At 67.6% G+C, this 14,158-nt stretch carries 12 protein-coding genes and 1 pseudogene; 10 read left to right on the top strand and 3 right to left on the bottom strand.

All coding sequences use genetic code 11. From position 1 onward, the window contains the following. Positions 1-53 precede the first annotated feature (53 nt). The 5 genes from ABZ883_RS37055 (at position 54) to ABZ883_RS37035 (ending at position 6,139) form a co-directional block, all read left to right on the top strand. Complete coding sequence (locus tag ABZ883_RS37055; protein ID WP_360914463.1) at positions 54-935, top strand: DUF4417 domain-containing protein; 882 nt, start codon at positions 54-56, stop codon at positions 933-935. A gap of 2 nt (positions 936-937) precedes the next feature. Further along, the gene (locus ABZ883_RS37050; RefSeq protein WP_360914460.1) at positions 938-2,407 is read left to right on the top strand and encodes an amidoligase family protein; all 1,470 of its coding nucleotides are present in this window, start codon (positions 938-940) and stop codon (positions 2,405-2,407) included. A gap of 79 nt (positions 2,408-2,486) precedes the next feature. Next, entirely contained in the window at positions 2,487-3,959 is a 1,473-nt protein-coding gene (locus ABZ883_RS37045; RefSeq protein ID WP_360914457.1) for an amidoligase family protein, read from the top strand. A gap of 15 nt (positions 3,960-3,974) precedes the next feature. Continuing rightward, positions 3,975-4,517 (top strand): hypothetical protein, encoded by a 543-nt coding sequence (locus ABZ883_RS37040; RefSeq protein WP_360914454.1) that lies wholly within the window; start codon positions 3,975-3,977, stop codon positions 4,515-4,517. Positions 4,518-4,519: 2 nt separating this feature from the next. After that, positions 4,520-6,139, top strand: a complete 1,620-nt coding sequence (locus ABZ883_RS37035) for an amidoligase family protein (RefSeq protein WP_360914451.1) — start codon at positions 4,520-4,522, stop codon at positions 6,137-6,139. Between the two features lie 72 nt (positions 6,140-6,211). Here the strand turns inward: ABZ883_RS37035 and ABZ883_RS37030 are convergent, their stop codons facing one another. Further along, a complete protein-coding gene (locus ABZ883_RS37030) occupies positions 6,212-7,144 on the bottom strand; it encodes a hypothetical protein (protein WP_360914448.1) in 933 nt (310 codons plus the stop codon). A gap of 148 nt (positions 7,145-7,292) precedes the next feature. Next, positions 7,293-7,745, bottom strand: coding sequence for a gamma-glutamylcyclotransferase family protein (locus ABZ883_RS37025; RefSeq protein ID WP_360914445.1), 453 nt, complete (start codon positions 7,743-7,745; stop codon positions 7,293-7,295). A gap of 350 nt (positions 7,746-8,095) precedes the next feature. Here ABZ883_RS37025 and ABZ883_RS37020 point away from each other — a divergent pair, with 350 nt between their 5' ends. The 5 genes and pseudogenes from ABZ883_RS37020 (at position 8,096) to ABZ883_RS37000 (ending at position 12,397) form a co-directional block, all read left to right on the top strand. Next, positions 8,096-8,590: a hypothetical protein gene (locus ABZ883_RS37020; RefSeq protein ID WP_360914442.1), complete on the top strand. Its 495-nt coding sequence runs from the start codon at positions 8,096-8,098 to the stop codon at positions 8,588-8,590. A 77-nt stretch (positions 8,591-8,667) separates the two neighbouring features. Continuing rightward, positions 8,668-9,081 carry a hypothetical protein gene (locus tag ABZ883_RS37015; protein WP_360914440.1) on the top strand — a complete coding sequence of 138 codons (414 nt, stop codon included), beginning with the start codon at positions 8,668-8,670 and terminating at the stop codon, positions 9,079-9,081. Then, a pseudogene (locus ABZ883_RS37010) lies at positions 9,078-9,871 on the top strand (hypothetical protein). Before ABZ883_RS37015 ends, ABZ883_RS37010 begins: the two are co-directional and overlap by 4 nt. A gap of 314 nt (positions 9,872-10,185) precedes the next feature. Continuing rightward, positions 10,186-11,595: a hypothetical protein gene (locus tag ABZ883_RS37005; protein WP_360914437.1), complete on the top strand. Its 1,410-nt coding sequence runs from the start codon at positions 10,186-10,188 to the stop codon at positions 11,593-11,595. Between the two features lie 37 nt (positions 11,596-11,632). Next, positions 11,633-12,397 (top strand): hypothetical protein, encoded by a 765-nt coding sequence (locus ABZ883_RS37000; RefSeq protein ID WP_360914434.1) that lies wholly within the window; start codon positions 11,633-11,635, stop codon positions 12,395-12,397. A gap of 209 nt (positions 12,398-12,606) precedes the next feature. Here the strand turns inward: ABZ883_RS37000 and ABZ883_RS36995 are convergent, their stop codons facing one another. Next, the gene (locus tag ABZ883_RS36995; RefSeq protein WP_360914431.1) at positions 12,607-14,139 is read right to left on the bottom strand and encodes an MDR family MFS transporter; all 1,533 of its coding nucleotides are present in this window, start codon (positions 14,137-14,139) and stop codon (positions 12,607-12,609) included. Positions 14,140-14,158 lie beyond the last annotated feature (19 nt).

Here is a 14,158-nt window from a genome sequence, read left to right as displayed (position 1 = left end):
CCTGCACCCGCTGCCCCATCCGCTGCGGCACCCGGCCTGACCGTGAAGCCTGGATGAAGGACATCGGCGGCACCATGCACTTCACCGGGCTCCGGGCGCCGGGCGCCCTTCCCGACCTGCCCCTGTTCACCCCCCAGGTCGACGGGCACGACGTGCGTACGCTCGACGCCCAGCTCAGGTGGCCCGCATATGCTCTCGGGCTGCGCCGTGTCATCAGTCCCAAGACGCACAAGCTGTTCCCGCGGTGGGAGGGCAAAACTGCCCACCAGTTCCTGGACCTGCGCCCCGAGCAGAAGGCGATCCTCAGCGGCTACGCGGAGGACCCGCTCGTGGAGGCCTACTGGACGCGGCGCAAGGCCGACGGCTTCGCCGACATGCTCGCCGCCCAGGAGTGGGACCTCGTCCTCACCCCGAACGCGTCGATGTACTTCAATCAGCCCCGCGCCGAGAATCTGATCAACATGCGGCGCAACCTGATGCTCGCCGCCGAACTCTCCTCCGCAGGGGTCACCGCGGTCCCCAACATCTACTGGCAGCGGTTGGAGGACCTCGACCGCTACCTGGACTGGCTCGACGAGTCCCCCGCCCTCCCGCCCGCCCTCGCCATGAACCTGCAGACCTTCCGCACCCAGGCCGACTGGGAGGAAATGGCGGTGCCCGGGCTGACCTACCTGGCCGCCACGCTGCCGCCCGACCTGCCCATGGTCCTCACCGGGGCGAGCCGCGCCGACCGCATTGCCACCCTCAAGGCGCTGTTCCCCGGACGGCTGTACCTGATCAGCCAGAACCCGCTGCAGTATGCCCGTCACGGCGCGGTCATGACGGAGGAGGGCCGCGTCGACACCCCGGCACGCACCGAGGACCTGTTCACCGCCAACGTCCGCTTCTACGCCGGCCTCGCCGACGGCACGATCAGCGCACGGAACGGAGCCTAACGATGGGCTCGGGCAGCCGGATCGACCACCAGCACCACCTCGTCGCCACCACGGCGGGGCTGACCATCGAGGCGCCGGCCAACGAGGTCGACCTCATGCCCGGGGCGCAGCGTGACCTGATCGACCAGGCCCTGCAGATCCAGGCCCGCTGGGAGGCGAACAACGGCCAAGCCACGCTCGAGGAGGCCATGGAGTACTGGGGCCTACGCGATCGGCTCCGACACGAACACGACCTGTGGAACGGCCACGGCCTCATTCAAGATGCCGAGCGTGAAGAGGCCGAGGGCGAGAGCCCCGCCTTCCCTCCTCGGGCCAGCGAACCGCCGGCGGGCATTCCCCTGCAGCGCGCCGCGGCGCAACAGGTCCTGGACGAAGTACTTGAGGAACACCAGGCATCGGCCGCACTCGCCGTGCAGGCCCGTGACCGCTGGCCGGCTGAGCCTGAGGCAGGCTTTGTGGACGATTTCGAGGCCTTCCGCGAGATCCACGACGCGGCGTGGAACCGGGAGATCCAGGGTGAGCAAGCAGTGCCCTACCTCATGGAAGACGCCACCGGAGGTCTGGGGGCCCGCGAGGGCGGGCGCGGCTTCGGCGTGGAGATCGAGTTCGACACCGATGGCGACTGGGACGACCGAGACGAAGCGCTAGCCGCCATCGGTCGTGACCTGCACGAGGCCGGCCTGGCACGGGACCGGTACATGCACGACTACCACTCCCAACAGCACGCCGGATACACCGATGCCCCCAACGCGTGGCGTCTTGAGAGCGACTGCACCGTCGCGGGCGAGATCGTCTCGCCGATCTTGTACGACGAACCGCAGACCTGGCAGAACCTCGCCACTGTCTGCGAGATCGTCCGACGACACGGCGGCGGCGCCAGCGAGCGCACCGGCGGCCATGTCCACGTCGGCCTCCACGACTACGACCACGACGTCGCCAACCACCACCGCCTGATGCAGATGTACGACCACTACGAGGACGTCCTGTTCCGGCTCGCCGCCAACCGCAGCGCCCCGGAATCTCGGCACCGGGGGACGCAGTGGTGTGAGCCCAATTTCGTGCCCGCCGAAAGGTACCGGTCCCTGGCCGATGTTCAGCTCATCAGTCACGGCCTCGCCGTCAATCTCTCGGCGGCACGCGGCCAACGCAGCGACCATGGCGAGTTCCGGCTGTGGGACGGTTCGGTCGATCCTGCCGTCATCCAGACGCAGGTCAACGTCTCCCTCGGCATGGTGGCCGCAGCAGTGCGCGGGGGATCACAGGCATCCAGGCGACGTGAGCCGATGTCGCTGGGCCGACACCGCCAGGAGTGGGGGCCCGATCAGCGGCTCACCGTCAGGGACCTTGAGGCCAACAGCATCAGCTTCCGTCGATTCGCCGACGAGATCTTCCACCGCCGGCAGGAGCGAGCGCAGGCAGCCGCCCTCTACGCCGTCACCCGTTGGCAACAGCCCGAATCCCAGGGTTGGTAGCACTCAGCGTCTCAGCCCACTCCCGCCGCCCTCGCTGAGGGCGGCGGACAGAAACCGAGTACGGAAAGGGGCCACACCTATGGGGTCCGGCAGCAGGATCGACCACCAGCACCATCTCGTCGCCACGACGGCGGGCACCACCATCACCGCGCCCGACGAAGCCATCGACGCGTTGGGAAGCCTGGAAGCACAACAGCTCATCGGCGAACTACTACGGCTCGGCACGAGAGTGTCCGAGAATGCCGCTACCGACGAGGAAGCCACCGAGTTCTATCGGCTCCGCCAGCAACTCCAGGATGATTTCGGCCCTGGATCCGAGGACCATCCTGACGGCCCGGTCGCACAGCTTGGGGGGTCTGACGCCGCCGTGTCGGTTCCCAGCCAGCGCGGTCTTCCTACGGATTGGAGCAGTGCCGACGACCGTGCCGTTCAACGTGCGGCCGCCCAGCAGGTCCTGGACGAGGTCGCCGCCGAGCATCAGGCGGCCAGTGCCCTCCAGGAGCAGGCCCGCGAGGAATGGCCGGAGAACGAGGCCGTCAGCTACACCGACGACTTCGGCGCCTTCCAGCGAGACTACGAGGCCGCACGCGAGCGAGCGGAGCGCGGGGAGCAGGTCGTCCCGTACATGTTGGAGAACGCCACTGGCGGACTTGGGGCCCGTGAGGGTGGTCGTGGGTTCGGCGTGGAGATCGAGTTCGACATCGAGCCCGGCGTCGACCGGCGTGAGGCCATCGCAAACATCGGCCGAGAACTGCGAGACGCGGGCCTTTCCCGCTCAGCCCGGCAGCACAGCTACCACTCACAGCAGAGCGCGGGGTACACCGACGAGCCGAACGCATGGCGGCTGGAGCAAGACTGCACGGTGGCCGGCGAGCTGGTCTCGCCGATCCTGTACGACGAGCCCCAGTCCTGGCAGAACCTCGCGACTGCCTGCGAGATCATCGAGCGAAATGGTGGCCGGGCCTCGTTCGGCACAGGCGGGCATGTCCATGTGGGCATGCACGACTTCGACCACGACGTTGCCAATCACACACGGCTCATGCAGACGTACGCCGCGCACGAGGACGTGCTGTACCGGCTCGCCCAGAACCCCGCTTCGGAGGGTAATCGGCACCGCGGTACACGCTGGTGTCGTCCCAACCCGGTTCCGTCGCAGGGGTATTCGGCGATCTCGCAGATCGAGTCGTACCACGGCATGGCGGTGAACCTGAGTGGCGCGCGGCGCGGCGGGCAGAGCGCGCACGGCGAGTTCCGGCTGTGGGACGGCTCGCTCAACCCTTCTGTGATCCAGACGCAGGTCAAGCTCTCGCTGGGCATGGCGGCCGCAGCCGTTCGGGACGACACCGCCGTTCCGGGCACGCGTATGCAGCTGGGCAGCCATCGCGAGCAGCGGCGCCAGGCTGGAGTCGGACAGCGCCGGCGGCTGTCCGGTGACGATTGGCGTACGACCACCGCGAACTTCCGACAAATGGTCGATTCGCTGTTCCGGCGCCCTGAGGATAAGGCGCAGGCAACCGCTCTGTTCCAACAAACCCGCTGGCAGCGGCACTAATCCCTTGGAGATGCCATGACCTTCATCCGTACCCGCAACGCCTCTTCCGCCGCCACTCCGCTGGACCCTCCGAAGAAGGACAGCGGCGGCAACTACGTCTTCGAGATGATCTACGACGGTGGGAGCTGGCGCGGCTACGCCGACACCCCGACCGAGCTCATGGAAGGCCTGATCCCGGAATACCCCGAACTCATCAGCCCGAAGGAGAAGGCTGCCGCACGCATCCGGCTGGCCCTGCGCCTCCAGGTGCAGTTGCAGGCAGCGCTCGCGGCGTCGGACGCGTTCGCGCAGTGCAGCCCCGAGCAGCAGCAGGCGATTCTCGCCCCACGGGACACGCCCCCGGTGGTCAGCCGCTGGGATGCCCCCGTCCCGCTGGTCCTGGTGACCACGTTCTACAAGCCCGCCGGCCGGCTGCCCCGTCCCCAGGGTCGGGACGAGGCGCTGATCTGGATCGAGCCCGATGACGAGTGGAGCCTGCTCGTTTCGCTGCACCGGGCGGGTGTGATCCACCTGGCGGCCGAGCAGGGCGCGCTGCCGCCGAACGTGCGGGGGGAATGAACGTGGGGTCGGGAAGCCGAATAGATCACCAGCACCACAGTGTCGCGCCGACGCGGGGCGCGGACACACTCGTCGCCGAGGCCGCGCCGCTGACCATTGAGGAGCGGCCGGAGCGCGCTGAGGTGCGCTTTTTCGACACCAGTCCCGTCGACGCTCCGATTCTGCAGAACTACGTGGTCAGCGGCGATGACCACCTGCTGTTCCTGCCGCGCAACCCGGACACCATCCAAGGACAGGTCACCGACGAGCAGGATGCCTTGGTTACCCTCGGTGCCAGCGTTGCTGACGAGGACGGGCGCCACTTCATCGAGGGCGACGTCCGGGTCACCCGCGGCCCGGACGGCCAGATCCAGGTGAGCCCGGAGAGCCTGCGGTGTACCGGTGGCGACATGCACGCCGGCGACGAGGACGGCACTTGCATCCACCAGGCGGCCGTGGCCAACCTGGTGCAGGAGCAATTCGGCGCAAGCGGCCGCTCGGCGATCGACCGCGTCGCCGCCCAGGAAGTCCTGGACGAGGTGGCGGCCGAACATGCCGCCTCGATCGCCGCCCAGGACCAAGCCCGCGCCGAGCGGGCGGCCCAACCCGCGGTGCGCTCCTACTCGGAAGACATGGACGCCTTCCAGGAAGCGTACAACCAGGCCCGCGAACGCAGGGCGGCAGGCGAGGCGCTGGTGCCGTACCTGACGGAGAACGCCACCGGCGGCCTCGGCGCACGCGAAGGCGGGCGTGCTTTCGGCGTCGAGATCGAGTTCGACTACCCGTCGTCGATGTCCCACTCCCAGCGGCAGGAAGCCAGCCAGCGGATCGCGCGCGAGCTGCACGAGGCGGGCATCGCGCCCGACGCGAACGTCAATGGCTGGCATGCCTCGGCGCGCGAGGGATACACCGACGCCCCCAATGCCTGGCGGCTGGAGCACGACTCCACCGTCGCCGGTGAGATCGTCTCGCCGATTCTCTACGACGAGCCGCAGACGTGGAACAACCTGGCCCAGGTGTGTGAGATCGTCCGGCGCAACGGAGGCATCGCCAGCGCCCGCACCGGCGGCCATGTCCACGTCGCAGTCCCCGACTACGACCACACCGTCGCCAACCACAACCAGCTGATCAACACCGTGGCCGGGTACGAGGACGTCATCTACCGGATCGCCCAGAACCCGGCCAGCGACAATCACCGCGGCCTGGAGTGGTGCACTCCCAACAACCAGCCGTCGAGGCCCTACACCTCGGTCGCGGCCGTCCAGCGGTACAACAACAGTCACCACATCGGACTGAACTTCCAGTCCGTCAACGGGCAGGAGAGCGACCACGCCGAGTTCCGGATGTGGGACGGATCGCTGGATCCGGGGACCATCCAGGCACAGGTCAACGTATCGCTCGGCCTGACGAACGCCGCCCTCCGGGAGGCCGGGACCACGGCGCCGCCGCCGCGGCAACGCGTCGGGCACCACCGCCAGGCCGCGGCGGTGGCCGGCCACCGCGGGCGGCTCACCGGCGAGGCGTGGTCCAGCACCACACGGTCGTTCCGCAGCATGGTGGACCGGATCTTCAGCCGGGAGGAGAACCGAGCGCAGGTCGCCGCGCTGTTCGCCGGCACCCGCTGGCACAACGGCCAGTACTGAGCGCCCAACGGGAAAAGGGGCTGGGGCACCGCAACATGCGGTGCCCCAGCCCCTCTTTCCGAGTCGGTGGACCTACTTGGGCGAAAGCCAGAGCGTCGGCGGCACGGACCGCGACCGCTGGGGCTCCCGGAGCGTCCGGTGGCCACACACCTCCTCGTCGGCCAGCTGGTCATCCAGACTGAAGCCCCGGTAGGCGACAATGTGCGCCAGACGATCGTCCTTGGCACGGGCCGTCGCCGTGAACTTCCGCTGGTCGATCGGGACCGGAGCCCCAGAGGAATAGTCCACCATCATCAGCGTTCCCTCCGGAACCATCAGGACTTCCGCGATGGAGACGCCCGCCGCACGGGCGGCCTTGTCGAACCACCCCGGATTGGAAGCCCAATACAGGTTTCCGTCCGTGTCGACAGCAACGGAGAGCGGGCTCACCGCTGTGCGCGCCAGCATGACCAGCTGAGGCCAACGCCGGTCGATCCACACCAGCGCAGCCCGGCCCACAGTGGACTCCAGGACCTCAAGGGTGGGCAGGATGACCCCGCCCGCCTGATCGAGAGCCTGGTACAGGACCTCGGTGTCGGTGCCCCCGGTCGGACGCGGGAGACCGAAGACCGACCGGAGCGGCCAGGTGTCCACGTCTCCGTTGTGCGTACCGATGAGCTGACCCACCTGCAACGGGCTGGAGTTGACCAACGTCGTCCCGCCCTGGGTCGCCCAGCGCGCGTGCCCGAGAACGACCGTAGCCGCGTCGAGCACGCTGCTGTAGGCGGGCTTCCACACGTCGCGGAACCGCCCCGGTCCCTTGATGATCCGCCAGCCGCCCGCCGTCACGTCGCGACGGTTGGTCACCGGGCGCCGGTCCAGCTTCTTGGTAGCGGAGGTGGCGCATGCCAGCCCCGCCGAGTCCCTACCCCGCTCCTCGGCCAGATGGCCCAGGGCAACACACATAATGGTCGCGCGAGTGGGGTCACAGGTCTGGTTGCGGATAACTCCGAACAGACCGCACATGGTTGTTCCTTACTTCGCCTCGGCGCCCAGAAGGGGCCGAGGCGTACTGCTTAAGCCGTCAGGCCGCGAAACGCGGCCTGACGGGTGTTTCAAGGTGGTTTGTGCCATCCGCCGCCCCGGACAGAGGTTCGTCCGGTGGCGATGCGGACTACCGGTAGTGCCGGGACTGCCGGGATTCCGCCTTGAGGAAGTCCCCGCCGGGGATCTCGTCGGCGTCGGTGAACCAGCGTCGGGACGACTCGCCCGCGAGGTAGACATACGCCTCGACCGTGCTGCCATCGGCGAGAGTGACGGTACGGACCTTGCGGTCGTACATGTTCTCGCGTCCCTCACCCCGGTAGCCTTCGAGCTGGTCGAGGCGACGGAGCACCGTGGTCCACACCTCGGCGTCCACGTCCATGACCTCACCGACGACGATGCGGCCCTCGCGCACGACGGCGAAGGGGACACCCGCACCGAAGAGGGTGTAGTCGTTCAGGGTCGCCGGGCGCTCCTGAACCGTGGTCCCCTGGAGGATGCCCAGGTAGTTGCCCTGTCCGGCACGGAGTGTGCCGTAGACGAAGACGGGCTTCTGCTCAGTGGGGAACAATGCGTTCGCCACCCTTCTGTACTGCTCGCCGGTGAACTTCCCCGGCGTCGATTTCTCAACTCTACAGCATCATTTCCAATTACGCAACTAGCGACATCGACCATCCATGCCCCGCCATCGCGTGCGCGGCGCCATCGAACGTCGACCACGTATTGCTTAAATGGATTTACGGTTGTAGAGTCGAGGTGTCGCGGCGGATCGTGTTCGACCGTCGCCCCACGTACCACTGCGAAGGAGCCGCCCTGTGCGGCTCAGCCTCCGCCTCCCCCTCCCAGCGCGGCGGAGGCTCCGGGCCCGGGCGCGCCTCCCCCAGCCGCCCGGGCCCGCCCCCTCAACCAACCTCACGCCCAGCGGAGTTGACCTTGCAGTTCATCATGAGCACGCGCAGCCTCGCCCGGCTCGACCAAGCAGCGATCCACGCTGCCAGTCAGCGGTCGAGAGGTGGTCGAGCGGGCCATGCCGGCAGCGGGTCGTCTCTCTACGCCACCTTCGCAACCGCCGAGCGGGCGAGGAGAATGCTGCGCCAGGCGCTCCGGTTGAGACAGTGGGTCGCGGTCACCAGCAGCGCGGACGATCTCCACCTCCTGGGTGAAGGCTCCATTGGCCAGGCCGTTCGGCTACGGATTTCGGAAGGACCGGACCCCCGCGAGTTCCTCGCGGCGTACGACAGCGACCGGCGGTTCGCCCTGAGCGTCATCGCTCCATGCCCGCAGTGCGCGGCGCCCGTGCCCACGGTGTCCATCGGCAGCTTGGCCGACTACGGGGACTGGCTCAACAGCGCGCCGAACCTCGCTGAATCCCCGCACTACCGCACGTCACGCGCCCATCGCGGCAGCTGTCCGCTCCCGCGCGAGTAGCCGGGCCCACGAACAACAGCCCGACCCGCGGTGTACGGGGACCCGTGCACCGCGCACTGAACCAGATAGAAGTACCGATGCCCCGCTCGTCCTCCCCGTTCCCGCAGGCCGAACAGCACATCACCGTCGTCCCGGTGCCGGCTCCCCGCCGGCTCACCGAGAAGGAGCAGGTCTTCCACGACGGGCTCACCGAGCACCTGTTGTTCGCGCTACCGATCGCCATGCTCGAGGTGTGCCGCATGCCGGTCCACGCCTTGGATCCGCTCCGGGCGAAAGCGGCCACCGCCATCGGCAGCCGTGGCGACGCCCTCCAGTTCCAGAAGACGAAGCACACCGCCGAGACCGGCACCCAACTGGACCTCGGCCTTGCGTACCTGGCACTGATGACGCCGGGCGGCATCACCACGCTCGGGGTGCACGCCTGCGCCGCGCCCCATGCCAACTGCCCCGCCAATGACGGCGATTGTTATCAAACGGAAAGCACGACATGAGCGCCAACACGACGACCGACGAATCCCGCGCGAACACGCCGAAGCCGCGCCGGTGGCTCCTGACCCAGAACCGGCAACTGCGAGCCGAAGGGATCTTCAACTGGCCGTTGCCGGCGTGGGGAGGTCGCTTCCAGGACGGCACGACATACAACGCCTGCCCTGAGGCCGGGGCGTGCGCGAAGCTGTGCTATGCCCGGGTTGGCACCTACCGGTGGCCGGTCGTGCTGGCGGCACACGAGCGCAACATGTGGATGGTGCAGCACGCTCTCGCCGACTGGGAAGCCCAGATGACGGAGGAGCTCCGCCACAAGCGGTACCAGGGAAAATGGATCAGGCTGCACGATTCCGGCGATTTTTTCTCGATGAATATCTTGAGGCGTGGCTGCGAATCATGCGGAATGCGCCTGAGAACATCTGGTTCTACTGCTACACGAAGTCTGTAACCCGATTCCGACGGCCGGTCGAGCCGAATCCGCCAAAGAATTTTCTGTGGTGTTACAGTCTGGGCGGAAAGGAGGACAAGCTGCTCGATCTGGAAATCGATCGCCACGCCGACGTATTTCCCAGTGTCGCGGAGCTGGAGGAATCAGGTTACTTCGATCAGACGGAATCGGACCTTCTGTCCGTGCTGAGCGACTCGCACATGGTCGGAATCCCAGCCAACCGGATCCCGATGCTGCTCAAACGGCAGGGCAGCGAGACCTTCTCCAGCTTGCAGCGAGCGCTGGACAAGAAGCTCGCGGAGAAGCGGAGGCGCGCCGCCGAAGCCGCCCTTGACCTCGCTTCCTGACCTTCCACTTCAAACGAACCGCGCTGGCCGGCACAGGACCGCGCCGCGTCGGCACGACACCTGGGGCGGGCCCGGGAGCATGCGCTCCCGGGCCCGCTCGCACGCCGTCCCGCATGGCGGGTCAACCCCGACACACCCGTGAATTGCTTAATTGCATGTATCGCTGTACGTTGTGAGCCTGGTCTCTCCCTGCGTCATTCCGGTCTACCGGCGGAACGTGGGAAGGGGCCGCTGGCCACGTAAGCAGCATCACCCGTCGGCACCTCACTCCGCCGGCAGGAGACGATCAGGCCACGCAGGCCCTGGAGCAGACGATGATTCCCGCAAACTCAAAGATCAAGCAGACCACACTCGAGAGGATCGCTAAGCGATACCAGGTGGGCAGCTCCACCGCGGCCTCCTGGTCGCTCGAGCCGACGTTTCCCGACTTCCTCGACAAGGGTTGGGGCAAGACCCAGCTGTACGACGAGACAGCCGTCGACGAGTGGCTCCTGGAACACAAGCCGGAGGCCTGGGTCGCGGCTCACCCCAGGCAGAAGGAGAAGGCCACCGCGCTGCCTGCCGGCGATGCGAAGGACCTCCTGCCGCTCAGGCTGATCGGACAGCTTGAGGGCCGCTTCCTCTCTCGCGAGGCCACGCCAATCGCGACCCTGCGCACCTACATCTCCAAGGGCGACCTCGCCCGGCCCGATCGGCGCCCCGACGATGGGGGCAAGCCGGAAGTGAAGGAGGATATGTGGTTCCGGGAGACGGCCTACGCCTACATCACCCGTCGGCGCAACGTCCGACGGAAGAGCGGTAGCGACGAACAGCGTGAGCCCAGCGACCTCTTGAAGCAGTACTTCGCGAAGAACCCGGGCCTGCTCAGCCTTGAAAAGATCGCCGAGCTCGACGGCCAGGAGCACGGGCGTAAGCCGACCGCGCTCACCACGCTCAAGATCTACATCTCGCAGGGCAAACTGGCGCGCCCCGACCGTGTTCCGGGCGACGGCAAGGAGCCCGCGGTCGACGAGCGGATGTGGGAGCCCGAGACCGCCCTGCCGTACCTCTGCCGACCGGCGAGTCGACGCAGCCCGGCGCCGGCCGCCACGGACGAGGCTGCCGAGGTGGAGCCGAGCGAGTCCCTGAAGCGGTACTTCGCGGAGCACCCGGGCCTGCTGACCCTGGAGAAGATCGCCGAGCTCGACGGCCGGGAACAGGGCCGGCCGAAGGCGACGGCGCTGTCGACCCTGCGTGTCTACATCTCGCAGGGCAAGCTGGCACGGCCCGACCGTGTTCCGGGCGATGGCAAGGAGCCCGCGGTCGACGAGCAGATGTGGACCCCGGAGGCCGCCCTGCCCTTCCTCGCCACACCGCGGCAAGCGTCGCGAGGGAAGGCGGCTCCCGTTACGCCGGCCGCACACGAGCTCCGCGAGCCGAGCGAGTCCCTGAAGCGGTACCTCAAGACGAACCCAGGCCCCCTCACCCTTAAGGTGATCGCCGAACTCGACGCGCGCGAGCAAGGCCGAGACAAGCCCACCGCTGAGTCCACTCTGCGGGCGTACATCTCGCGTGGCGTACTGGCGCGGCCCGATCGGCTCCCGAACGACGGTAAGTCACCTGTGGTCGATGAGCCGATGTGGTCGTCCGAGACCGCGTTGCCGTACCTGCTCCGGCCGCTCGGCCGCCGCAGTGCTGCAGCGAAGGCCGCGGCCGGCGGTGGCCCGCAGGGCGCCGACCAGTAAGTTCGACGACCACCCGCCCTCTCATCAAGGACCGTCCATGACAAGTCGCCGCATCGACGACGCGGGAATCAGTGCTCGGTACGGCGTATCACCGAAGGACGTTGCTGCCTGGATCAAACTGGTCAACTTTCCGACTGCAGACGACGATGGGCTGCGCGACGTCGACCGTGTCGACGCCTGGGTGCAGGCGATGCGGCCGCAGTACTGGCCGCCCACCGAGTCGGAAGCGGTCCCATCGGCCAGGGTTCCTGGCTCACTGACGGCCAAGCCAGCGGCAGCTGCCCTTCCTTCGCCGGCCACCGAGAACCGTTCGGAGATGGCCAAGCGCTTCAACATGAGCTACCAGGCCGTGGATGTGTGGACCAAGGCCAGGGAGCGGCACGACGCGAAGGGCAAAGTCGTAGCGACCGCCTTCCCTCCTCCCGTGTCGAAGGGGCGCTGGGACACGACGGCGGTGGACACGTGGGTGCGCGCGAACAGGCCCCGGGTGTGGACGGCCTACGCCGGAAGTAAACCCCTGTTCGTGAAGCCCCTCCCCGAGGGGCATCCCAAGGACCTGCTGGGAATCAGCGAATACGGCGTCATCCGCGGCAATGCGCTCAGCGGAAAACCTGCACAGCGGCGCACGATGCAGGCATATCTGCTCCGCGAACAGATTGCAGCCCCAGATCGCGTTCCAAAAGACCGGAAGCGCCCTGAGGTATTCGAGCCCATGTGGTATCGGGAGACGATCTATTCGGAGATCCGCCGGCGCCTCTCACGAGGAGCGTCGGAGGCGGAGGGAAAGCCTCCGCTGGGATAACGATCCGGGCGACTGCGCGGGCGGCCAGGATTGAATTGCCGCCGGCCAGGAAGAAATCCGTTTCCGCGTCGACGTCCGCGGCGAGGTCCGCGTCAAGGACGGCCCTGAACACCAGCACGATCGAGTCGACGAGGTCGGACGCGACCGCCGTTTCCGAACTTTCCATCATTTGCTGCACCCCTTCCGATTGCACAAATGATTCACTTGTTCTACTCCGTCGCCGGCTCCTCGGCTCCGAAGGTCATGGAGTCACCGGGCTCGGTCCCGGGCTCCTCGGTTCCCTTCCGACGCCGCCGCAGTGCGAGTTCCCTCACGTTGAGCGCCATGACGAACGCGACGGCGGCCAGCCCGGCGCCACTGAGGAAGACGTGGTGCAGCGCGGACTCGAAATCGGTCAGATAGGCCGAGCGTGCGCTGACGGTGAGGCTGTCGAGTTGCTGGCCGTCCGGCAGCGCCTGGTGCAGCGACGCGGCGAAGATCGCCCCGAACACCGAGACCCCGATGGAACCGCCGATCGTGCGGCTGAACGTCGTCGTCGAGGTCGCGACACCGAGGTCCTTCGGGTCCGCGGCGTTCTGCGCCGCCAGCACCATCACCGAACTGATCATCCCCAGGCCCAGGCCGATGGCGGCCAGCGCGATCGCCTGGAAGGCGTAGGTGTCGGCGATGCCCAGCCGGGACAAGGTGAGCATGCCCAGAACCAGCAGAGCGGTGCCGGTAATCGGCAGCCGGCGGTACTTTCCCGTCCGGGTGATGAACCGCCCGGACAGCGACGACGACAGCGCCCACGCGAACCACAGCGGCGCCATGCGCAGGCCCGACATCGTGGGCGACACACCGTCGACCGTCTGCTGGAACAGGGGCACAAACACCGTGGCGCCCAGCGTGGTGAACCCCACGAGGAAAGCCAGCGGGGTCACCAGCCGGATCACCTCGTTGCGGAACAGCCGCAACGGCACGATGGGCTCCACGGTTCGCCGTTCCACCAGGATGAAGGCGGCGAGGAGCACGACCGCTGCGGCGGCGAGGCCGAACACCGGCACCGACAACCATCGATAGGCGTTGCCGCCCAAGGTCGTCACCAGAATGAGCGCGGTTACCCCGGTCGACAGCAGCGCGGCGCCCCACCAGTCGATGTGCGGCCTGCGCCGTTCGCGCACCGGCGCGGTGAACCGCGCCGTGACCATCACCAGCGCGAGCACGCAGACCGGCGCGTTGACGTAGAAGACCCAGCGCCAGCCCAGACCCTGCGCCACGACGCCGCCCAGCAGCGGGCCGAAGACCGTGGCGAGCGCGAAGACGGACTGCATCACGCCCTGGTACCGACCTCGTTCCGCCGGTGGGACCAGATCACCGACCATGGCCTGAGTGTTGACTACGATGCCGCCCGCGCCGAGCCCTTGCAGGGCACGGAAGACCACGAGCATCAGCATCGAATGGGCCGTCCCGCACAGCATCGAGCCGAACAGGAAGATCAGCAGTGCCACCTGGAACAACCGCTTGCGACCGAAGATGTCGCCCAGTTTTCCGTACAGCGGCGTCGAAACGCTGACCGCCAGCACATACGCGGTGACCACCCAGGACAGTTGGGTGAGGCCGCCGAGGTCCGAGGTGATCGACGGCAGCGAGGTCGCGACCACGGTCTGGTCCAGCGCCGCCACGAGCATCGCGAGCACCAGGCCGGGAAAGACGACCATCACCTCGCTGTCGCGCCCATGTCCCTGCCGATCCCCGCGTGCCACCAACACTCCCCCATGTCCG

The organism is Streptomyces sp. NPDC046977, from assembly GCF_040644455.1.
In the GTDB taxonomy this organism is placed as follows: domain Bacteria; phylum Actinomycetota; class Actinomycetes; order Streptomycetales; family Streptomycetaceae; genus Actinacidiphila.
The sequence above is the reverse complement of the archived record's forward strand: the minus strand, read 5'-3'. Positions and strand labels throughout refer to the sequence as shown.

Excerpts from the sequence above, each read along its gene's own strand:
- ABZ883_RS37015 (WP_360914440.1), top strand. The coding sequence starts at position 8,668 with ATGCCCCGCTCGTCCTCCCCGTTCCCGCAGGCCGAACAGCACATCACC.
- ABZ883_RS37040 (WP_360914454.1), top strand. The coding sequence starts at position 3,975 with ATGACCTTCATCCGTACCCGCAACGCCTCTTCCGCCGCCACTCCGCTG.
- ABZ883_RS37005 (WP_360914437.1), top strand. The coding sequence starts at position 10,186 with ATGATTCCCGCAAACTCAAAGATCAAGCAGACCACACTCGAGAGGATC.
- ABZ883_RS37030 (WP_360914448.1), bottom strand. The coding sequence starts at position 7,144 with ATGTGCGGTCTGTTCGGAGTTATCCGCAACCAGACCTGTGACCCCACT.
- ABZ883_RS37000 (WP_360914434.1), top strand. The coding sequence starts at position 11,633 with ATGACAAGTCGCCGCATCGACGACGCGGGAATCAGTGCTCGGTACGGC.
- ABZ883_RS37045 (WP_360914457.1), top strand. The coding sequence starts at position 2,487 with ATGGGGTCCGGCAGCAGGATCGACCACCAGCACCATCTCGTCGCCACG.
- ABZ883_RS37050 (WP_360914460.1), top strand. The coding sequence starts at position 938 with ATGGGCTCGGGCAGCCGGATCGACCACCAGCACCACCTCGTCGCCACC.
- ABZ883_RS37055 (WP_360914463.1), top strand. The coding sequence starts at position 54 with ATGAAGGACATCGGCGGCACCATGCACTTCACCGGGCTCCGGGCGCCG.